This window comes from Luteimonas salinilitoris, assembly GCF_041300785.1.
Taxonomy (GTDB): Bacteria; Pseudomonadota; Gammaproteobacteria; order Xanthomonadales; family Xanthomonadaceae; genus Luteimonas; species Luteimonas salinilitoris.
On sequence record NZ_JBFWIB010000004.1, the window covers coordinates 274,384 to 295,384 of the forward strand.

At 60.7% G+C, this 21,001-nt stretch carries 15 protein-coding genes and 1 pseudogene; 7 read left to right on the forward strand and 9 right to left on the reverse strand.

Annotation, left to right across the window (positions count from 1 at the left end; all coding sequences use genetic code 11):
* The first annotated feature begins 11 nt into the window (after positions 1-11).
* The 7 genes and pseudogenes from AB5T46_RS09605 (at position 12) to AB5T46_RS09635 (ending at position 11,447) form a co-directional block, all read left to right on the forward strand.
* Positions 12-893: an ABC transporter ATP-binding protein gene (locus AB5T46_RS09605; RefSeq protein ID WP_370563682.1), complete on the forward strand. Its 882-nt coding sequence runs from the start codon at positions 12-14 to the stop codon at positions 891-893.
* A gap of 195 nt (positions 894-1,088) precedes the next feature.
* Entirely contained in the window at positions 1,089-2,366 is a 1,278-nt protein-coding gene (wecC, locus tag AB5T46_RS09610) for a UDP-N-acetyl-D-mannosamine dehydrogenase (RefSeq protein ID WP_370563683.1), read from the forward strand.
* A 25-nt stretch (positions 2,367-2,391) separates the two neighbouring features.
* Positions 2,392-5,022, forward strand: coding sequence for a glycosyltransferase family 4 protein (locus AB5T46_RS09615; protein ID WP_370563685.1), 2,631 nt, complete (start codon positions 2,392-2,394; stop codon positions 5,020-5,022).
* A gap of 24 nt (positions 5,023-5,046) precedes the next feature.
* Complete coding sequence (locus AB5T46_RS09620; RefSeq protein ID WP_370563686.1) at positions 5,047-6,954, forward strand: CgeB family protein; 1,908 nt, start codon at positions 5,047-5,049, stop codon at positions 6,952-6,954.
* Positions 6,955-7,224: 270 nt separating this feature from the next.
* Positions 7,225-9,165: a hypothetical protein gene (locus AB5T46_RS09625; protein WP_370563687.1), complete on the forward strand. Its 1,941-nt coding sequence runs from the start codon at positions 7,225-7,227 to the stop codon at positions 9,163-9,165.
* 13 nt (positions 9,166-9,178) lie between these two features.
* Positions 9,179-9,341 (forward strand): annotated as a pseudogene (locus tag AB5T46_RS09630) (IS3 family transposase); the annotation flags it as partial.
* Between the two features lie 72 nt (positions 9,342-9,413).
* On the forward strand, positions 9,414-11,447 hold the full coding sequence (locus AB5T46_RS09635; RefSeq protein WP_370563688.1) for an acyltransferase family protein: 2,034 nt from the start codon (positions 9,414-9,416) through the stop codon (positions 11,445-11,447).
* Here the strand turns inward: AB5T46_RS09635 and AB5T46_RS09640 are convergent.
* From AB5T46_RS09640 to AB5T46_RS09680, 9 genes are all read right to left on the reverse strand, one after another.
* Positions 11,423-12,787: a hypothetical protein gene (locus AB5T46_RS09640; protein WP_370563689.1), complete on the reverse strand. Its 1,365-nt coding sequence runs from the start codon at positions 12,785-12,787 to the stop codon at positions 11,423-11,425. The two genes, AB5T46_RS09635 and AB5T46_RS09640, sit on opposite strands and share 25 nt — an antisense overlap.
* 9 nt (positions 12,788-12,796) lie before the next feature.
* Positions 12,797-14,986, reverse strand: coding sequence for an ArnT family glycosyltransferase (locus AB5T46_RS09645; RefSeq protein ID WP_370563690.1), 2,190 nt, complete (start codon positions 14,984-14,986; stop codon positions 12,797-12,799).
* Between the two features lie 74 nt (positions 14,987-15,060).
* Positions 15,061-16,047 (reverse strand): glycosyltransferase family 2 protein, encoded by a 987-nt coding sequence (locus tag AB5T46_RS09650; protein ID WP_370563691.1) that lies wholly within the window; start codon positions 16,045-16,047, stop codon positions 15,061-15,063.
* Positions 16,031-16,726, reverse strand: a complete 696-nt coding sequence (locus AB5T46_RS09655) for an NAD-dependent epimerase/dehydratase family protein (RefSeq protein WP_370563692.1) — start codon at positions 16,724-16,726, stop codon at positions 16,031-16,033. Before AB5T46_RS09655 ends, AB5T46_RS09650 begins: the two co-directional genes overlap by 17 nt.
* 45 nt (positions 16,727-16,771) lie before the next feature.
* Positions 16,772-17,173, reverse strand: a complete 402-nt coding sequence (locus AB5T46_RS09660) for a GtrA family protein (RefSeq protein WP_370563694.1) — start codon at positions 17,171-17,173, stop codon at positions 16,772-16,774.
* The gene (locus AB5T46_RS09665) at positions 17,174-17,881 is read right to left on the reverse strand and encodes a class I SAM-dependent methyltransferase (RefSeq protein ID WP_370563695.1); all 708 of its coding nucleotides are present in this window, start codon (positions 17,879-17,881) and stop codon (positions 17,174-17,176) included.
* Positions 17,882-17,910: 29 nt separating this feature from the next.
* On the reverse strand, positions 17,911-19,044 hold the full coding sequence (gene wecB / locus AB5T46_RS09670) for a non-hydrolyzing UDP-N-acetylglucosamine 2-epimerase (protein WP_370563696.1): 1,134 nt from the start codon (positions 19,042-19,044) through the stop codon (positions 17,911-17,913).
* Positions 19,045-19,125: 81 nt separating this feature from the next.
* Positions 19,126-20,064 carry an electron transfer flavoprotein subunit alpha/FixB family protein gene (locus tag AB5T46_RS09675; protein ID WP_370563697.1) on the reverse strand — a complete coding sequence of 313 codons (939 nt, stop codon included), beginning with the start codon at positions 20,062-20,064 and terminating at the stop codon, positions 19,126-19,128.
* Positions 20,065-20,166: 102 nt separating this feature from the next.
* Positions 20,167-20,913 (reverse strand): electron transfer flavoprotein subunit beta/FixA family protein, encoded by a 747-nt coding sequence (locus tag AB5T46_RS09680; RefSeq protein WP_370563698.1) that lies wholly within the window; start codon positions 20,911-20,913, stop codon positions 20,167-20,169.
* Between the last annotated feature and the right edge of the window lie 88 nt (positions 20,914-21,001).

A 21,001-nucleotide genomic window follows, 5' to 3' on the forward strand; every position in this document is an offset into this window, starting at 1 on the left:
GGAGATTCCCGATGACGGCGTACATCCGGGCCCGGGGAGTGTGCCTCGAAGTCCCATATTATCTCCAGCCGGAGCAACGAAACACATCGTGGCTTCGCACCCTGCTGGGCGCCGTCACGTCCGTTCCGAAGCGACACTTTGCAACGCTACTGGACGATGTCTCCTTCGAGATGGAGGAAGGCGATAGGGTGGCACTGATCGGGCGCAATGGAGCGGGTAAGACTACATTATTGCGGGTGCTGACAGGCGCCTTTCAGCCGACCCGTGGCCATGTCGAAATGAGCGGCACGAAGCAGGCGCTGTTGAATCTAGGTCTTGGCTTCAATCAGGAGGGCACCCTGATCGAGAACATCTACCTGCGAGCGACGGCAATGGGGATCCGAGCGGCACAGGTCCGCACGATGATCGACTCCATTCTCGATTTTTCCGAACTCGGAGACTTGGCGAATCGCCGCCTGTTCACCCTGTCCTCCGGTCAACGGATGCGGCTTGGCTTTGCCATTTCGACCTCGGCCCAGCACGACATCATGCTTCTGGACGAGTGGTTCGGTGCCGGTGACGCGCAGTTCGTTCGAAAGGCGCGCGAGCGCCTAGTCGACCGAGTGGAGGGCAGCAAGATCGTGGTCGTTGCGAGTCACAACACCGAGCTCGCCAAGAAGTTGTGCAATCGTGGGCTCGTACTCCAAGCTGGTAGGGTCGCATACCTGGGGCCGATCAAGGACGCGCTCGTTCACTACGCGGACATCGTCCGCAATGCCAACAGGGCTAAGACAGAGGCACTGGAAGATGCCGGTGCGAGCCTGCAATCTTTCCCGAAAGACGCGGGTGGCGCGTCACCGCCAGCAGAAAAGACCCGTGTAGTTTCAGAAAGAAACGCTGGAAACAGGGGCTGAGCACATGCGAGGCAGGACATGCACCTCCGGGAGTCGGTCCGGCAATGATCCTGCATCTGTTCCGGATGATAGGTGTGTCCAGTACGACGATACTAAAACTCTCGGGCGTTGAGCCATGCAGCTCCAACACTGCAACCTTGGCTCATTGATCGGTTCTCCGGAAGGAAATCCCTACACTAGATCAGGTAACTGAAAATGGTAGATAGCACAAAGCCAGCATCCGGCTCCAGGAATATCGGGACGCTCTCGGTAGTCGGGCTCGGCTATATTGGTCTGCCGACGGCGGCCATGTTCGCATCGTCAGGAGTCGACGTGATAGGTGTTGACATCAGTCAACGGGTCGTGGATGCGGTCAACAGCGGAAAGGCGCATATCGAGGAAGGTAACCTCGATGAACTGGTCGGTCGTTGCGTCGAAGCCGGGCGTCTCCGTGCGACCACAACTCCACAGGCCGCCGACGTCTTCATCATCGCTGTGCCGACGCCGGTTGCTCACGACGACTCCCGCTTGCCGGACGTGTCGTACATCCAGTCTGCTGGCCGTGCCATTGCGCCACTCCTCAAGCCCGGCAACCTTGTGATTCTCGAGTCGACCTCCCCGGTGGGGACGACCGGGATGCTTGCGGACCTGCTGGCACTGGCGCGGCCAGACCTGAGTTTTCCGCAGCAGGCAGGTGAAGATGCCGACATCTGCCTTGCATACTGTCCGGAGAGGATCATCCCGGGACAGATGCTCAAGGAACTGGTGGAAAACGACCGCATCGTCGGTGGCATGACCCCGCGCTGCGCGGAGCGAGCTGCGGAAGTTTACAAGACGTTCGTTCGCGGCATCTGCCACGCCTCGACGGACAGGATCGCGGAGATGGTCAAGTTGACCGAAAACGCGTTTCGCGATGTCAACATCGCGTTTGCGAATGAGCTTTCGATGATCTGTGATGATCTGGGGGTCGACGTATGGAAGGTCATCGAGTTTGCGAACCGGCACCCGCGTGTGTCGATTCTGCAACCCGGCGCGGGTGTCGGGGGGCACTGCATTGCTGTGGATCCGTGGTTCATTGTCTCCAGTGCACCCGATCGTGCCAGAATCATCCGCGCTGCACGGGAGGTCAACGACAGCAAGCCGGAGTTCATCGTTGCCCAGGTCGAGTCGGCGCTCAGGCGAAACCCAGACGCCAGCATTGCCTGCCTGGGGCTCAGCTACAAGGCCGATGTGGACGACTTCCGCGAGAGCCCTTCGCTCGAGATTGCAACGGTCCTATCGGCTAGATATCCAGGGCGTGTCCTTTGTGTAGACCCATATTCCCATGTGTTGCCTGCGGAGGAAGCGGAGGCCCGGGGTTTGTCATTTGCAGATATCGATGCCGCCGTGGACAAGGCGCAGATCGTCGTGGTGCTGGTGCCTCATAGCGCGTTCCTCGCCTGTCCCCGTCCCGAAGGCGCCATCGTGGTCGACCCGGTTGGATTCTGGTGTTGACCTCTGACTAGCCTGGAGTATGCAGATGCCTGACCCGCAGATGTCAACACCCGCCGTCTCGAGCACAGATTCTGGTGTTCGGCGCATTGAGTCGCCCGCGTCGGTACGTTTGCCTGCCGCTGATGTCTGGCAGCGGTTTCTCTCGATTCGAGATCAGGTCAGAGGACGGAACAGGGTTCTTCTGATCGGAGCGAAACTTGCTTCACTTGCGGTGTTGCTGGTGCGCGAAGGTTGTGGGATTACTCTGCTCGATGCGCAGCCCGATGGCTTTGATGCGCTGTCCGAGGAGCTCGCTGCGGAAGGATCTGGGGTCGCACACGTGTTGCGAGGCCTCGACTCGAACACGTTGCGCGAGGCTCTCGCAGAGAATGGCTACGATGCGGCAGTCGTTCTCGACGGCTATCGTTTCGAACTGGAGAGCCTTCTGCCACTACTGTCTTCGGCGATGAGCCCCCAGTCCATCCTGATTGCCGTCGTCGCGTTCGATGGTCGTGGTAGCCGGACGGCCGAGCCGGTATTTCCCGGCATGCTCGTCCAGGCGCTTCCTGAGTTTTCCGTCGAGCGGCTCGCTGTGTCCGACGGGTTTGTCGAGTCCGTTTTTGTTCGGGACTCGAAGCCGATGACAGTCGATGAGCATTCAATCCTGGCTACGACGGAACTCGCGGCTTCCGAGGAAATGCGCAGGCTCTCCGGCAAGGTACGAACGATCGAGCAGGAGCTGCAGGATACGCGCGAAGCGTTGGCGGAGTCCGAGCGGCAAGTGAGCGAGCTGCGCGAAAGCACCTCGTTCCGTCTGGGATTCGCCCTGGTGATGTCGATCCGGTCTCCAGGATCGCTCATCAAGCTCCCGATGACGCTCGCCCGTTTGTTTCGTGGCCGGCGTACCCGTACGGTGCAGGTGCAGAAGAAAGTGCGGACAGGCCTGACGGACTGGGAAAAGGAGGCGCTTCGTCACCAGGCCAGGCAGTCGATGCATGGTGGCGCGGAGATGGTAATGCGCTCTATCCAGTCCCGTCTCCCCGATGCCGAGGAATCTGGGCTGGCTTTTGCATACCTGATCGCAGCTCAGGCCTGCGGCGCTGAAGGGCGGCGCGATCTGGAGTTCGAAATCGCCTCGCGTGCGGTCGAGCTCAAGCGCTCGGTCGGGATGTTGCGTGGATTCCTCCACGTGACTTTGCGTTGCCGGCAGATGCAGGCTGCCAGCGATACGTTGAAGGAACTGCATGATGCAGCGAGAAGCGGCAACAAGATAGCCGAAGGCTTCATCGACCAGTTCAAGACTACCTCCTCGTACAAGATTGCAGTGCTGGAGGCAATTCCACCTCGCCCGGAGCGGTGGTCTCCAGCTGAAGGTGATCGATTCGTCTATGTCCTCCACAACAGCCTTCCGTACTCGTCCGGTGGCTATGCAACCCGTTCGCATGGCGTTGCGGTTGGACTGGCGGAACGTGGGCACCAGGTTGTCTGCGTTACCAGGCCCGGATTTCCACTGGACATCAAGCCGGAGTTGGCGCCGGTCGATATCCCGATCGTGGACACTATCGACGGTGTGCAGTACCAGCGCATAGTGTCGCCAAGCAGGGCAGGGGTCGCCGAGTATCGCTACATACTTGACGCAACAGAACGGCTCGAGGCAGAGTTGCGCCGCGTGAAGCCGCGGTACGTGCAAGGCGCATCCAATTACCTGACCGCTCTGCCTGCCCTGGTGGCCGCCAGGAAGTTGGGTGTCCCGTTCTTCTATGAGGTCAGGGGCCTTTGGGAAATCACGCGGATGTCGCGTGACCAAGAGTTCGCGAAGAGCGTCTCTTTCGATGTCCAGCGTCATATCGAAGGTACGGTCGCACGCGAGGCGGATCATGTATTCACATTGACCGAACCAATGAGAGAAGAGTTGATTGCGCGGGGCGTGGACCCGGCGCGCATCACCCTTCTGCCCAATTCAGTCGATGCGGAGCGTTTCCAGCCAATCGCGAAGGATCTCGAGCTTGCGCGGCAGCTTGGCTTGCCGGAGTCGGTTCCGGTCATCGGCTACATCGGTACCTTCGTGATCTACGAAGGGCTGGAGCATCTTGTAGAGGCTTGCGTCAAACTGCACGAGCGGGGACATGATTTCCGACTGGTTCTCGTTGGAAGCGAGAATGCGTCGGGGCAGGAGCGCGGACCGATCACCGAGGAAGTGCTGCGCATTGCGCGGGAAGGCGGGATCGAGGACAAGCTCATCATGCCAGGGCGGATTCCCCATGAGCTGGTGGAGTCCTACTATTCCTTGCTCGACATCTGCCCGTTTCCCCGGAAGCCATGGCCGGTTTGCGAGATGGTGTCGCCGATGAAGCCGTTGGAGGCCCTGGCAATGGAAAAGGCTGTTGTCGTGTCCAGTGTCCGAGCCCTGACGGAAATGATTTCGGACGGGCAGACAGGACTCGTGTTCGAAAAGGGTAGTTTGGGCAGCTTGGCCGAAGTGCTGGAACGTTTGATCGTCGATCCCGCGTTGCGCCAGCGACTGGGTAAACAGGGGCGCAAATGGGTCATCGAGGAAAGGTCGTGGCGCAAGGTTGTTGATTCCATCGAAGGCGTACTCGGGCGCTTTGATACTGGAAGCTCTGAAGATGCGAGTGCGTCGCCCGCCATGGAGGCCGTGGCGGCGTCTCGCCTCTGATGGGAGTGGTGCAGGGAAGACTGAATGATGCAGAAGCAGACATCTCCTGGCCAGGAGCGTGATTCCGGCCTGCTGGAAGAATTGATTCTCGAGCGAGATCGGGTCTCGTGCTTTTTCTTCGGGAAGCTGGACGCCGAACGTGCGGAAGCATTGGCACGCGCCGAGTTACAGCTACTGCGGAACTCAGGTGGTGTCCGCCTCGGGTTGGCGCTGGCCGCAGCAGCGCATTCGCCGCGAGCATTGCTCAGGTTGCCGAGTGCGCTCTGGGAGGTTCGAAAGCACCTGCGGACACGAGCGTCGCAAGACGATGGGCCGCCGTCGACTCGACTGCCACCCGAAGTATTGGTGCAGGCTGCAGCAGACGCGCCGCTTCGGAGCCCGGAATTACCGCCGGACTCCATCCATGGGCTTCGTGTCGCTGCGGTGCTCGATGAGTTTACCTACGAGTGCTTTTCGCCGGAGTGCGAGATCGTCAATCTTCCGGCTGAGGGCTTCGAGCCGATTCTGGACGCGCTTCGGCCGCATCTTTTGCTCGTTGAGTCGGCATGGCGCGGCCGGGAGGATGATTGGCGTGACCGGATCCATCCCGCATCCGGGGCGCTGGCCCACCTTGTAGGCTGCTGCCGCAGGCGGGGCATCCAAACGGCCTTCTGGAACAAGGAAGATCCTTCCCACTTCGATCATTTCATCGATGCCGCGAGACTGTTCGATCATGTTTTCACCACCGATCAGCGTTGTGTCCCGCGGTACAGGGATGTTCTCGGTCATAATCGTATTGAGGTGCTCGGGTTCGCATGTCAGCCGGCGATGCACAATCCACTGGAGAACTGCGAGCGTAGGCAGATTGCGTCATTTGCCGGGTCGTGGTATGCGCAGTATCCGGAGCGCGCGAGGGATTTCGAGGAACTTGTGCGGCTGGTGAAGAAAGTGGTCCCTGTTGAAATCTATGACCGCAATACCGGTCGCGGCGATCCGTCGTTCATGTATCCGGCCGAGTATCGACCCATGGTTCGGGAGGGAGTGCCTTATCGGCAGGTCGGAAAGGTATACAAGTCGGGAGACTTCGCGATTACGGTGAATACGGTGAAGGATTCACCGACCATGCTGGCGCGCAGGGTATACGAACTATTGGCGAGCAATACGATCACCGTCAGTAATTTCAGTGTGGCAGCCGACCGAGTCTTCGGCGACTGTATCCTTATGGCTGGTCGAGACCACGACCCGGGTGAAAGGCTGAAGTCCTTGCGCGACAACGATGACGCGCGATGCCGATTCAGGCTGCGTGGGCTACGTGAAGTGTTGTCTCGCCATGTCGCATCCATTAGATTGTCCGAAATTTCCGGCGCTATGATCGGCAGCGTTCCTGTGGCGAGGCCTTCTGTATGCGTGGCTGCCCGGGTGTCCTCGCGAGAAGAGGCCAGTGCGGTGGTGGCCATGTTCAACGCGCAGCGGTGGGAGGAACGTTCTCTCGTGCTGGTCGCGTCTGCTGCATGGGTGAATGCAGAATGTGAGATCGACGGTATCCCTATTGTTCTGCCAGAAAACGGTGATCCCGGGTTTTCTGAACGCCGGGTCGAGAATGAATGGGTTGCCCTCTACGATCCGCGCGACTACTACGGTCCCTGTTACTTGCTCGACTTGATGCTGGCAACCTCTTATGCGGAAAGCTCCGTTATCGGGAAATCGACCAGGTTTTCACTTGCCGAAAAGAGGTTGGAACTGGTAAGGGGCGCGCCGCAATACCGTGCGGGAGCATTGCTGCCTGTGCGGGCTTCCATTGTCAGCCGTTCGTCGCTCGGCATACGAACTATGGGGGATCTCGTGGCGTGGGTCGAGAGTCCAGGGGATGGCCAGATCGGCCTTGCCGTGGATCAGTACAGCTATTGCGAGGCCGGTGCTGCTGCCAAGCCGGTGTCGGTCGATGTGGAATGAGCTGAAATAAGGTGGGTAGAGCCGAAGCATCACCGCCTGTCGCTGCTGGACGCATGTTTTCATCGACTCCTCTGTTTTTGCTGCCTCAAACTGCGCTGCTGTGCGGTGCTCGAACTGAAATTCCAGCAAGTTAAAGTCGTAGCATCTGGGCCGGCCTGATTTTGCATGGCCTGGCCGAGTACGACAAGATGCTTGAATCCCGGAAATGCATCCGGTCTTCCTCGCATGCCATCTCCTACCCTGTCGCACATCACAGAAGAGCACGTCCAGATGTATTTGCCAGACGATACCAGCGGATTCATCCTTGCGTCCTCTTGGACTACCGCCTCACGGCGCAACCAATTCTCCGGAATCTGCTATACCGATAGCGCCATCATCATCGGTTCCTGGGGCTACGAGCGGTACAGCCAGCAGACGCCTCACAACGTGCGCGACCTCGCCGAAGGACGCTTCAGCGTGATCCGCTTTGACGGAAACCGGCTTGAAGCTAGGGTGGATGCGCTCGGGCAGGACATCCTCTATTACTTTCACCAGGGTGATGCCTGGGCCGTTTCAAATTCCTTTCTGGCCCTTGCCCGTCATCTCGTCCAGCAGGGAGTCCGGCTGACTGCTGACTATGCCACGTTGCGCCTTCCTCTCATCACTCACTCCATGGCGCAGCAACTGCTATCGAACGATACGGGGATACAAGAAATCAGGGTTCTGCCCGCTGATCGCTACCTGCGCATCCAGCTTGACCGTCCCGCCGTCCGACCTGAAGTCCTGCCTTGCGGAGACCTCTCCAATGAGGGGTTCGTTGGCCGTGACGAATACGTCGAGACATTGATCCGGTTCGTAGCCCGTTCGGCGTCACGCTCAGCGGCCATCGTCCGGCACTTTGGCGATAGAGCATGCTTCGATATCACCGGGGGACAGGACTCCAGGCTGGTTCTCGCCCTGCTCGCAGCTTCTGGCATCGAGTTGTCGGAGTTGAACTTCCTTTCCAATCGCCGGTACGAAGAAGACTACAAGGTGGCATCGGCACTCGGCGAGGTGCTCGGATTCCAGGTGCGAAACAAGCAGGTTCGTCTTGCCGGCACCACCGCTGAAACGGCCTATGAAATGTGGAAGCTCGGGAATCTGGGAGTCTACTACCCTGTATACGCCGCCAGAGGCCAGGTGCCGCAGCACGCCGTGCATTTTCACGGCGCATGCGGCGAGTGCTATCGAGACTATTACGGCGCGACCGCCGCGACCTTAGTAAAGAACATCAATCGTCAGTACCCGGGCCAGGCCCTCGCGGCCGCCTACGCCGATAAGATGGCAAAGGCATTCGCTGAACTGGGGCAGGATACTGATGCGCCCGATTCGATGATGATCCACTACCGCCACTTCCGGTCGCGCTTTCACTTTGGACGCAGCGCGTTCCGCAACCTCAATTCCCTTCTGGTCACGCCTCTGGCTTCGCCGGACCTGATACATGCCACCCGCCACCTGTCCAGAGAAGCGATGACCGACTCACAACTAGCGCTGGATCTGCTGCTGTTGGCATGTCCAGAGCTGGCCACGCTGCCGTTCGACACTCACGACAAGGCGTTCAAGGATGAGCGCTTTGCACAGTCGCCATTCCGCAGGGGCCGTCCAGAGATTGCTCCTTTTCTGCGCGATTTTGACGTTTTCTGCGGTCCCGCCCCGACATGGGAAGATTCGACCTCGGCCTCAAAACAAGAAAGTTTTCGGGATATCCTGCTCAATGACCTTCTCGACAAGGCGGAAGCCGCCCAGGGTACGGGCTTGTTTCCGGCTAACGCTGCGACCAAGGCTGCGTCCAAGATCGTGAGCGGTAAACGATTCACCGCGGATGCCAAAATCGCCGCCCACATCATCAGCGTTGGAGAAATCGCAACGTTGGTTGCGGGAGGGGCGGAACCCCCGCGGCAGGCGCCCCGGCGCCCGCTGAAGGTGCAGGCCTGGCGCGTGGGCTCGCTTGTGAAGGCATACGCTTCGCTGGCCGACGCTTCTGCCTTGGGGAACGATGTCGAGTACGCTTTTTATTTGAAGGCGAACCATGAACGCCAAGCCACGCGTTGGTACTCCAAGCAGCGCAGCGTGGAGTTCGAGCTGGATGGCAATACTGATGCTGGAAATTTGCAGGTGCAGGGCTTCGTCCGCGCGACCCGCGACCCGAACAAGAAGCTGTCGACGATAGTGGCCGTCACGACACTGGACTGACGAGTGGCAGTGCAGCGGGCTCTATGCGTGGCGGCGTCAGCCGCACAGCACGCGGGGAAGACCGGTGCCTGTTGGGGCTGGTCAAGGAGGCTTGCCTGGAGAGCGGCACGGTCTACGGCTATCGCAAGGTCACCGACGACCTGCGCGATCTGGGCGAGCGTTGCTACGAAACGCGGGGCGATTCGGGCATTATCTCAGCCGGAAGAAGCAGGCTCCGGCTCGCACGAACAGGCAGTTGAGGGGAACACGTGAAGACGTTTATACGGGATCCGGCGGCGTACAGGGCGGACATCGACGGACTGCGTGCAGTGGCCGTGCTCAGTGTGGTGGCATACCACATAGATGAATCGCTTGTGCCAGGTGGCTTCACCGGCGTCGATATATTCTTCGTCATCTCCGGCTATCTGATCACCACGATTCTTGCGCGCGACATCCGGGCGGGCAGGTTCTCAATCGCGGAATTCTATCGTAGACGACTGTTGCGAATTGCTCCGGCCTACTTTGCTGTCACCATCGCGACGCTGCTGGCTGGCAGTATGGTCCTGCTGCCGGACGATATGCGTGGTCTCGCAGTGTCCGCCGGCTGGAGCGCCCTTGCGTTGCCGAATGTCTACTTCTGGTTGCACCTGGACACCGGATACTTCGCGACGGCAAGCAATCAGGTTCCTCTCCTTCACCTCTGGTCGCTCGGTGTCGAGGAACAGTTCTACGTCATCTGGCCATTGGTCTTGCTGCTGCTCGGGAGGTGGATCGGTTGGCGAACGGCGTTGCTGTGGTGCGTAACCTTGGCAGCCGTGGGCTCATTTCTGGTTGGGCAGCATGCGGCCACGTCAGACTCCTCGTTCGCCTACTACATGTTGCCTGCACGCGCCGGCGAGTTGTTGGTGGGCGGGCTGCTCGCCTTGCGTGGAGTCCCGGCTGGTGATGACAACAAGCATGGAAGGTTCGCCGCCGAGGTCTCCGCACTCTTTGGCTTGATCCTGATCGCATGGGGCCTGTTTGGGCTGGACAGCGAGTCCATCTTTCCGGGGTTCAATGCCCTGTACCCGACTGTTGGCACGGCGCTCCTGATCTATGCAGGAATCGGCGGCACGCCTTCTTTCAGCCGCTTTCTGCGCTGGAAGCCAGTCGTATTCATTGGCCTTATCTCTTACTCGCTGTACCTGTGGCACTGGCCAATCCTGGCCTTGATGCGGTACACGGTGACCACCCTCAGTCTGCAGATGGAACTGGTTGCCGTCCTGGGGATGCTGCTGGCTTCGTACGCCAGCTACAGATGGATTGAAGTCCCGTTCCGCCAAGGACGTCCCTCACGAGTGCTGAGAAGTCATGCGCTGGCTTCGTACGCCGCATTCGTGCTTGTGATCGGCGGCGTCGCATTCGGGTTGGTGAAGGTGTCGGATGTGCAAGAGTCCAGAATCGTTGCCCGACATGAGGCACAGCTGCTCGCGTTGACTGAACGGATGCAGGCGGCGTTCGCCTATGACTACAACTGTCAGCGATCTACTTACGATCCGAAGTTGGTAACGCACAGGAAGTGCGTGATTGGCGAGGCTGGTGCAGTCGAGCGTAATGCGGTTCGCGCCCTGCTGGTTGGGGATTCTAATGCGGCTCACTATATTGGAGTGCTGGGGGCTATTGCGGAGTCGGAAGGCTTTGCGTTCCGCAATCTCAGCGTGTCGTCTTGTCCGCCGTTATTCGGTGGAGGGGACAAATACGGAAAGCCGACGGACCGTCAAGGCTGCTCCCGCTATCGAGCGCAGATACGCAAGCAGACTCGGAAGTACCCCTACGTTCTCCTGGGCGCCCAGTGGACATCTCACTCAAGGACCGAAGGTTTCGAAAAAGATCTGAACGCCACGTTGCGGGAACTGGGGCGTAATGGCGCAACAGTTGTCCTTCTCGGCCAGGTCCCCAGGTTTGCCTCGTTCAACCAGAACTGTGAGATCGCGAGGATCTCGAAGCCGGCGCTGGAGTGTGAAGCTGCCAGCGGGGGCGGTGTCGTTCCCCGGATCAACGAACGCCTGAAGGAGTTGGCCAACCGGTACTCACACGTGGAGTACATGGATGTGTCGGACATCATTTGCCCGAAGGGAGCGTGCTCCCCTTACCTGGCCAGTGCGCCGATCTACTTCGACGCCGGGCACCTGAGCATGACTGGCTCCTGGGACGTGGGTCGCGAAATCGTGGCGGGAGGCATTCCCTTGGCCGACGTCTTCCGTGGCATGAGGCAGGGAGCTTCCGCTGTTCCCACATCTCATTCGATGTCGAACATCAGATAGCGCACGTTCTTGCCTTTCACCGTTCCGCCAACTGCGGGCAGGTCGAGCAGCCCGAGGTCATGGCGTTCGCCGATGGTGCGAAGCCCACGTGCAAAATCGGTCCCTCCCTCATAGGCCGCGGCTTGTATCCAGAGTTCATCCATGTGCAGCCGGGAGTGACTCCGGATTGCCAGGAACGTACGTTCGAGCAACGAGGTCGCCTCCGTCGGGAGCTTGAGCACCCTGGCTCCCCGCACCACGTCTTCACCCCAGCCACTTACGGCCTGGAAATGCGCCGGGTACGCCAGGAGGTCGGCAAGCTCCAAGGGAGTGTATGAGCTGTCGGTGCGCTCCAGCTGCGCGGCAATCCTGGTCATGTACGAGCCGGCTGGGTTGAACATCCGCTGCAGGTCGAAACCCTCAGCTTCAACGGCGTAGGCCAGGCAGAGGATCCCGTAGGTGAAGCACTTGCGGCATTTGTAGCACCATCGTGCGTCCAGTGATTCACACATGTAGATCGCAGGAACGAGGTCGGGGCGCAGCTTTGCGATCATTCCAAAACCCAGCTTCGGGGGAAGTGCAAAGCAGAGCGAACGAATGGTGGTCGGAACGCCGAGATCCCGATAGACGCTGTCGATGTAGCGCAGCACCTGCGGATGCGCGCGCCGGTACGCCGAGCCATGGAATTCAAGTGCATCGTACCCATGGCAGAGGAAGTGGGGGTGTCGCGCCTCGATATAGGGAATGAAGCTGCAAAGATAGCGTGCGAGATGGATGGACGCCGCATCGGCACGATCGATCACCTCGGCGTGCATCGTCGAACTGACGGAGAAGTACTCGAACGAAGTGCGCTTCCCCAGCGTCGGCAGGACATGGCTTTCGAACGCCTCCCTGTGACGCTCGGGAGACTTGGCGCTCCAGTGCATCCGCAGGAGATCCCTGGGGCGGTTTGGATAGAGTTGCTCCGCCAGTACCAGCGCCGCAACGCTATCTTTCCCGCCTCCGTACAGGAGCCCGATCGGGCTGTTGCCAGACGGTTCGCTGCTGCGGGCCAACGGCTTGTGCTGCGTCGTTGCGGTGCGGACATGGATGCGCGATGGCAGCATGTGGTACCGCCGCCATGCGAGCACGTCCGCCTCGGGCATCGGCTGCGGCAGCACGATCTCGATCTCGCCGGGGACGTTGCGATCAATGATCGGGGCGAGCAGGCCAAGGCCCATGGACAACAGCCCGCGGTCGCTCGTGCTGGTGTCGAACGAGTATTGCAGATCGAACCCGCCACTCTTGAACATGCGGGTACCGGGGACGTCGAAGCGAATGCCCCGCCGGCTGGCGTTGATCTCGATCCTGATTCTTTTCATTCGCGAAACTCAATGGGTTGCGGAGCTGTCGATCAGCCGGGGGTTCCATATCTCTACGTGAGAGGCTCGTCTCCAGGAGTCACGCGTACTCTTCACGTTCGACTTCAGGGATAGTTCGACCATGCGGCAGCCAGGCTGACTGAAGATCCCGTCGACGGTGATGAGACGAAAATTTCTTTCCTTCAACGGTATGCCTATCCTTCGATGCACTTCGCCGTCGCTGGAGACCTCCAGCACGAACGAGTCGGGGCGGTCCTGGCGCTGGTATAGCGCAAAAAGGAAGAACTCCAACGAAGTCCGCCGCGAATCAGTGCAGACCTGTTTCGACATCACGATACGGTCACCCCGCTCCATTGGCAGGGGGTGTTCCATGATCGTGAAGAAATTCGAAGCGTACTTGGCCAGGCGCTTGGAGTCGCCCCCGGCGTCCTCCCGGATCCAGTCCTTGATCGATCCCTTGGCGTAGTACTCGGTGTTGAACGCGAGCGGCCATGGATGGGGTGAGTGTCCGGGCCCTTGCCGCCCATCGACGGGGCGCCTTTCGACCTCCCAGTTCGTGATGATGCGCCCGTCCTCGGCGTCGTAGAATGCGTCAAGTGCAGCCCTCGCTGTCATGTAGGTGCCGCACAGGAGGGCCACGCCGACAACCGACGTGATCACGCCACGCTTGCTTGCGATGCCCGGTTTGGACGGCACCGTAGACGCCAGCCACGAGATCAGCATGAGATACGCCAGCCACCCCGAGTACAGGTTCGGTGGCTTGTTCTCGAAGAAGCCGAGCAAGGATGTGGCGAGAAGCAATGTGAACACCAGGGCCAGCAGGACTGGAAGTGGCGGTGTCCGGCCCGATAGGGCGGCCACGAGGAGGGAAAGCGTGATCGTCACAGCGAGGATGAAACCGAACGCGTTGGTGTAGCCGACCAGTACGCTCCTGGTTTCGGGAGACATCCCGGCAGGCGATCTGAGGGATACGTCCCAGTCGCTTGGGTAGCCGAGCTGGAACAGTCGTGGAGACACTGCGCGGATGAGCCTGAGCTTGCTTCCTTCCGGGTCCGCCCAACTGGTCAATACGATGGACTGCGCGAAATCGACCACTGCTGCCGATCCCTGTTCGCGCTTCTCGGTGAAGCGTTCGTCGAACCGCACCCAGGTGGCACTTCGCGCATTGCCGAAGACGCCGCCGTGCGCCGCCATCTGCATGAGCGGCGCCGCACGTACGCGGTCGACCGTGTTGGATTTCATGAATCCAGCCTGTTCTGCTGCGAAGATGAGAGGCGCGAACAGCAGCAGGGCAGTGATGGCGACGACGAGCGGCGCGGGTTTCCGGAACTGCCAATCGCTGGTCTGGCGGTCCGATGTCGAGCGAGCGAGCATGAGCAGTGCTGCGGTGATCAGCATCGCCAAGGGCAACATGGACGCCGCCCCCCGCTGGATCTCGAGGAGCACGACGGAGAATCCACAGACAAGTGCGTAGGCAATGACTCTGGGCCAAGCCATGGCCCTGCGGGGCGCCGAATAACTTGCGCGAGTCATCGACCAAAGCGCCATGGTGAGGATCAGGGTTCCCCAAAGGTCATGGCTCGGAAACAGCGCATCGAATGCGGGCATGGGACATAGCAGGAACAGGACCGTGAACGCCTGTGCCGCCTGGTGATTGCGAGAGATTCGCAACATGTCGTATGCGAGCAGTGCAGTGAGCAGCCAGCCGAATGCGTTCACGATCTTCAGCGCGATCGGAGCATCGCCAAAGATCTTGTAGACCGGATAGAGAACCACGGATGCGCGTTGCTTGTAGATCGACGTGCCGGCATTGACGGCACCGTTTTCAACCATCGCCTTGGTGCTTTCCCAGTACCGCAGGAAGTCGCCGGCCCACCTTGGCTCCACTGTGACGATCAATAATGCCTTGACGAGAATTGCCGCCGCCGCCGCGAAAGCGAAAAACGGCAATATCGGAAGCGGAGAGCGTCGCCTGGCCAAATAGATGGCGGAAGCCAGCGTCGCGAGTACGAGTGCGATCAGGAGGGCTCGCACGGGCGCGCTCGGCGCGACAGCTTCCGGGTCGCCAAGCAACTGTGCAGCCGGAAGACGGATCGCCGCACCAACGAAAGCAGCCAGCAACAAGAGCCCGGCGGCTTGTACTGATTGCGGGAGCAGCGCAAAGGCCGCGGAAAATCTAGTCACTGGTCGCTGGGTCATGGGTACACGTAGTTGTCAGGTTCTCGGGACCACGCCCTTGGGCGCGGGAAGGTACCGGTTGTGACAAGAGGCGGTCACGGAACGCTTTTTGGATCGGCGTGATATCGGACGGAAGGATCGATGTTCAGGTACTCGCGCGCGACGAACTGCGGCCGGTTTCCGACGTTCAGCAGGACCCGGCCGACGTACTCGCCGATCACGCCCAGCGCTATGAGCTGAATGCCCCCCATGATCAGGATAGCGACGATCAACGAAGTCCAGCCCACTGCTATCGTCGGGTTCATGATTCTTTGCGCGACAAGAACGACCGCAAAGAAGAAGCCGAGCAGCGAAAATGCAATACCCGCCATCGACGCAAGCCGGAGGGGGGCAACGGAAAAGCTGGTCGCCATCTGCAACCACAGCGAGATCGACTTCCGGAGGCTGTAGCCGGATCTCCCGTCTTGCCTGGCATGGTGCTCTCCCGAGATCGTGGAGATGCGCGTCGTGCTCTGCAGTATCAGGCCGTCGAGATAGACGAACGGTCCCTCGTAACGCAGCATCTCCTCCTTCACATGGCTGCGGAACGCCCGGAACGGTGACAGATACAGGCCAGGCGGCTTGCGCAGCAGCCATCTGGCAACGAGGTCGTTGAACCAGCTCCCCAAGCGCTTCCACGCCGCATGCCTGCGGGACACGAATTGCATGTAGCAAACGTCCGCGCCGGATTGCAAAGATTCAACCAGTCGCGGAATGTCCTTCGGGTCGTGCTGCAGGTCATCGTCCATGGTGACGAGAATGCTGCCGCGGGCATATCGCAAGCCAGCCATGATTGCATTGTGCTGCCCGGCATTCCGGCTCAGATCAATGCCCCGTAGCCATGGTCGGGAAGCGGCCAGGTTTCGGATGACCGGCCAGCTTTCGTCCGGGCCATCGTCATGTACAAGGACGACTTCGAACGACTCCGGGTTGTAGTCTCCGGTCAGCTCGCGCTCCAAGCCTGCGATCAGTGCCGGTAGGATCCTTGCGCTGCCGTACACCGGGATGACGATCGAGAGCTGGATTTCAGTTTGGTCGGCCATAATATTTCCGAAGTAGCCTTTCGACGTAGCCTTCGCCCAGGTCAATCCCAAGCTGACGGGCTATCTGTTGGGCAAAGCGGGCATCGATATGCAGCCGCCCCCCCTTCTCCTCGAGACTGTAGTTTGCCTTTTTTCCCAGTACTCTTTCGAATGTCGTCATGAGCGCAGGCATGGAGATCGAACGCTCCGAAGCAATCGTGACGACGCGGCTCTCGGAAGGTTCCATTCCGGCGATGATTACCTCAGTGATGGCGGCTACGTCATCGACATCGATCAAGTTGCGTTCCGCGTTGGCCCAGATGCTGAACGACTCCCCGCTCTCGATCCTGTCATGGAGGAAGTTCGTAAGGGTGTGTGGGTTCTCGGTGCGGCCGACGACCTGGGGCAGGCGGACGACCAGGCCGCCCTCGTCGGAAACGACGAACTCCTCCATGGCGAGCTTATGGCGGGCGTACGGAGTGTGCCGGCGGTCGTCGTCTGTGACGCTGCAGCTTCCAAAGTAGACAAGGCGCCCTGTGTGATCGCGCCGCATTGCCGCCAGCATCTCGAACTCCCGATCGAACTGCAGTCGGGATGTTTCATGGGAATTCGAGACGCCGGACGCGAATATGAGGGTATCGCTTCGTGTGGCGAAGCGGGACATGAAGCTGCGCGCCAGTAAGCCGGTGCCGACGATCATTTATCTGTTCCCCAACATTCGACCAACTCCGCCTGTATCAAGAATTTATTCATGCGGTGCCTGATTCGCAGGTGCGGGGTCGTCATTGAAGACAAACCTATCGGCAAGTATGAAGAAGACAATGGTGTAGGGGACGATGCCCGCTACATGCGTCAGCATCGTATATTCGGGAAACGCGCTATCCAAGGCTAGAACCGCCAGGAGGTTGCCGGCATAGGACACCAGGAACGCTAGCAGGTACCGGAGCAGCCGCCGGATGCTGCGTGGATCCTTCCGAAAGGTGAATCGGGAGTTCGCAACGAAGCTGACGCAGAATCCGACTAGGTAGCCCGCGGCATTCGCGACCAACGGATGAAGTCCAGCTGCTATGGAGCCTACGATGATGCTTAGGCCCACTGCAGTATTGAGCACGCCCACCAGGGCGAACTGGATCAGCTTCAATTGCATCTAGCCGTGGGCCTGGATGAAATATTGGGCGCCTATCGGCAACGCGCCAAGGAACCTCTCTGTCGGGCGCAGGGCCGCAAGCGATCGGGGAAAGAACATGGTGTACCGAGTGCGGGTGCGGCTGAACCCCGCGTCCCGGATCAGGGTGGTGGCCCGCCGGGCGCTTAGAAGTACCGCATGCTCGTCAAACGGGCATTCCCGAACGACCTTTCGCGTGAGTGGATTCCATGGGTTGTGCTCGAAGAAAAAGAACTCGCCGCCAGGCCGAAGTACCCGCAGGATATCCCGCATCGATGCCGGCCAATGATCCGGCTCGATATGGTGGAAGACGCATGAGGTGAATACGATGTCGAAGCTCGCATCCGGGTACGGCAGCCGATCACCGTCGAAACATGTGAATTTCGCGATGTCGGCATGCCGGTCCTTCGCCAGGGCGAGGCTCTCTTCCGACACATCGGCGCCATGGAGCCGTGCGCCTGGAAAAAGCTCGGAAAAATGGGGGGTCGTGCCGCCGACGCCACACCCGAAGTCGAGTATTTCCGGCTCGGCATTGTCAACGCGCGCGAATGCGCTCAATCTGGCAACTTCCCGCACCTTGTAGCGAGCAAAATAGTCGGGAGCTTCTCCGCTGATGCGGACGCTTTCCGCATGCAGATCGCGATAATCCTTTGCATAGCGGTCGAACTCGGCGTCTTCGTTCCTGGTCATGTGCCACCGCTGCAAGGAGGATTTCGCAATTATCGGAGCATGCCGGCGATGATGCCGGCAATGCGTCCCGATGCCCGGCCGTCGCCGTAGGGGTTGTGTGCCTTGGACATCCTACTGTACGCGTCGCCGTCGTCGACGAGCGCGTTGATTTCAGAGCATATGAGCTCGATATCCGTGCCGACCAGGCGTACGGTACCCGCTTCGACTGCCTCGGGGCGTTCCGTAGTCTTGCGCATTACCAGGACGGGCTTTCCGAGTGCCGGTGCTTCCTCCTGTACGCCCCCCGAGTCGGTGACGATCACGTGGGACTGTTGCATGAGGTAGACGAAGGGAAGATAGTCCTGCGGCTCGATCAGATGTACGTTGCCGGCGCCGGACAGGTACTTCCGGACAGGTGTCTGGACATTTGGATTGAGATGTACGGGATAGACGACCTGAAGATCGCCGCGCTCCGAGATCCGTGCCAGCGCCTTGCAGATGCGCTCGAACCCCTCGCCGAAATTCTCGCGGCGATGGCCGGTCACCAGCAAGAGCCGCTTGTCGGGATCGAGGAACGGGAAGCGCGCTTGCATGGAAGCTCGCAGATCTCCATCCGATTTCAGGCGCTGGTCCATCTGGAGCAGGGCATCGATGACGGTATTTCCGGTGACATGGATGGCCTCCGCCGCGATACCCTCCCGCAGCAGGTTGTCCTGCGAGCGATGGGTGGGTGCGAAGTGGACCGTGGTGAGCGGTGCGGTCAGGCGGCGGTTCATTTCCTCGGGCCATGGAGCCTGCATATTGCCGGTACGCAGGCCGGCTTCGACGTGCCCGATCGGGATGCGTGCGTAGAACGCTGCCAGCGCCGTGGACAAGGTGGTTGATGTATCTCCATGCACCAGGACCATGTCGGGCTGCAGTTCCGCGAGCACCGGGGTCATCTTCTGGATGATGCGTGCGGTGATGTCGGGCAATGTCTGGCCCGGCTGCATGAGGTCAAGGTCCGCGGCAGGCGTGATACCGAAAATCTCGAGCACCTGGTCCAGCATCTGTCGGTGCTGGGCCGTCACCACCACTTGGGGCTCAAGGGTGGGGTGGGCCTGCAGCGCATGCACCAGCGGCGCCATCTTGATGGCTTCAGGGCGCGTGCCGAACACCACCATGACCTTCTTCTTGTTGCTCATTGCACGCTCATCAGTGGAATCGATGGAACCAGGGGCCGCCGCTGCGCAAGCGCGGCTTCTCCCTGGCTCGACAGCAGCGGGTCAAAGCGCCGCTTCCAGTTCCGGCAACACCTTGAACAGGTCGCCGACCAGTCCGATATCCGCGATCTCGAAGATCGCCGAGTCCGGATCCTTGTTGATCGCGACGATGGTGCCGGCGTCCTTGATGCCGGTCAGATGCTGGATGGCGCCGGAGATGCCGATGGCGATGTACAGATCGGGGGCGATGATCTTGCCGGTCTGGCCGACCTGCAGCTCGTTGGGCACGTAGCCGGCGTCGACAGCGGCGCGGGAGGCGCCGACCGCCGCGCCGATCTTGTCGGCGAAGTCGAAGATGATCTTGAAGTTCTCCTCCGAGCCGACGCCGCGGCCGCCGGAAACCACGCGCTTGGCGCTCTGCAGGTCGGGGCGGTCGGACTTGCCGGCCGCCAGGTCGACGAAGCGGGTGTGGGTGGGCAGTTCGGCTTCGACGGTGACGGCCTCGATGTCGGCGCCGCCGTCGCGAGCGGCTTCCGGCCAGGAGGCGGTGCGCACGGTCGCGACTACGGGGCGGTCGGCCGTGGCCTGGACGGTGACGATGGCGTTGCCGGCATAGATCGGTCGGGTGAACACATGGCTCGACTCGACCGTCATCAGGTCCGACACCTGCGCGGTGCCGAGCAGGGCGGCGACCGCCGGCATCAGGTCCTTGCCGAAGGTGGTGGACGGACCGAAGACGTGGCTGTAGCCCTCGGCCAGTTTCGCCACCTGCGGCCCGAGCACCTGCGCGACGGGATGGGCGTTGGCGTCGTTGGCGACGGTCAGCACCTTGCGCACGCCGGCGATCTTCGCGGCATCGGCGGCGACGGCAGCGGGATCGGCGGCCAGCACCAGGATGTCGATGGCCTCGGGTTTCAGCGCCTGGGCGGCGGAGACGCATTTGGCGGTCGAGCCGTTGAGCTTGCCTGCGAGATGTTCGGCGACGATCAGAACGTTGGACATGCGGAATTTCCTTTGAAGTCCTGTAGGAGCGCGCCATGCGCGTGACGAGGCTTTCCCGGTACGGCCATCGCGCGCATGGTGCGCTCCTACGAAGATGAACGGCTAAAGCAGGCCTTTTTCCTTCAGCTTCGCGACCAGTTCCGCGGCGTCCTTCACCATCACGCCCTTGCTGCGCTTGGGCGGCGGAGCATAGCCGGTGGTCTCGAGGAAGTCGCCCGGCTCCACGCCCAGATCGGCGAAGGCGATCGTCTCCAGCGGCTTGCTCTTGGCCTTCATGATGTCGGGCAGCTTGATGAAGCGCGGCTCGTTCAGGCGCAGGTCGGTGGTGACCACGGCCGGCAGGTCGACTTCCAGCGTCTCCAGGCCGGCGTCCACCTCGCGGGTGACCGTGGCCTTGCCGTCGGCGATGACCAGCTTGCTGGCAAAGGTCGCCTGCGGGCGCCCCCACAGCGTGGCCAGCATCTGCCCGGTCTGGTTGGCGTCGTCGTCGATCGCCTGCTTGCCGAGGATCACCAGGTCCGGCTGTTCCTTCTCGATCAGCTTGAGGAAGGTGCGTGCGGCCGTCAGCGGCTGCACGGGCCCGTCGCTGACCACGTGCAGGGCGCGGTTGGCGCCCATCGCCAGGCCGTTGCGCAGGTGCGCCTGGGCGTCGGCCGGGGCGATCGTGGCCACCACCACCTCGGTGGCGACGCCGCTGTCGCGCAGGCGCAGGGCTTCCTCCAGGGCGATGTCGTCGAACGGGTTGGGCGACAGCTTGACGCCGTCGGTGACCACGCCGGAGCCGTCCGGCTTGACCTGGATGCGGACGTTGTAGTCCACCACGCGCTTGTAGCCGACGAGGATCTTCATCGTGCGAGGGGTTCCTTGGTAGGGCCCGGCCTTGGCGACTGCACGGGCGAGATCGAACGCCGATTTTAACCGGCAGGCAGCGGCGGCG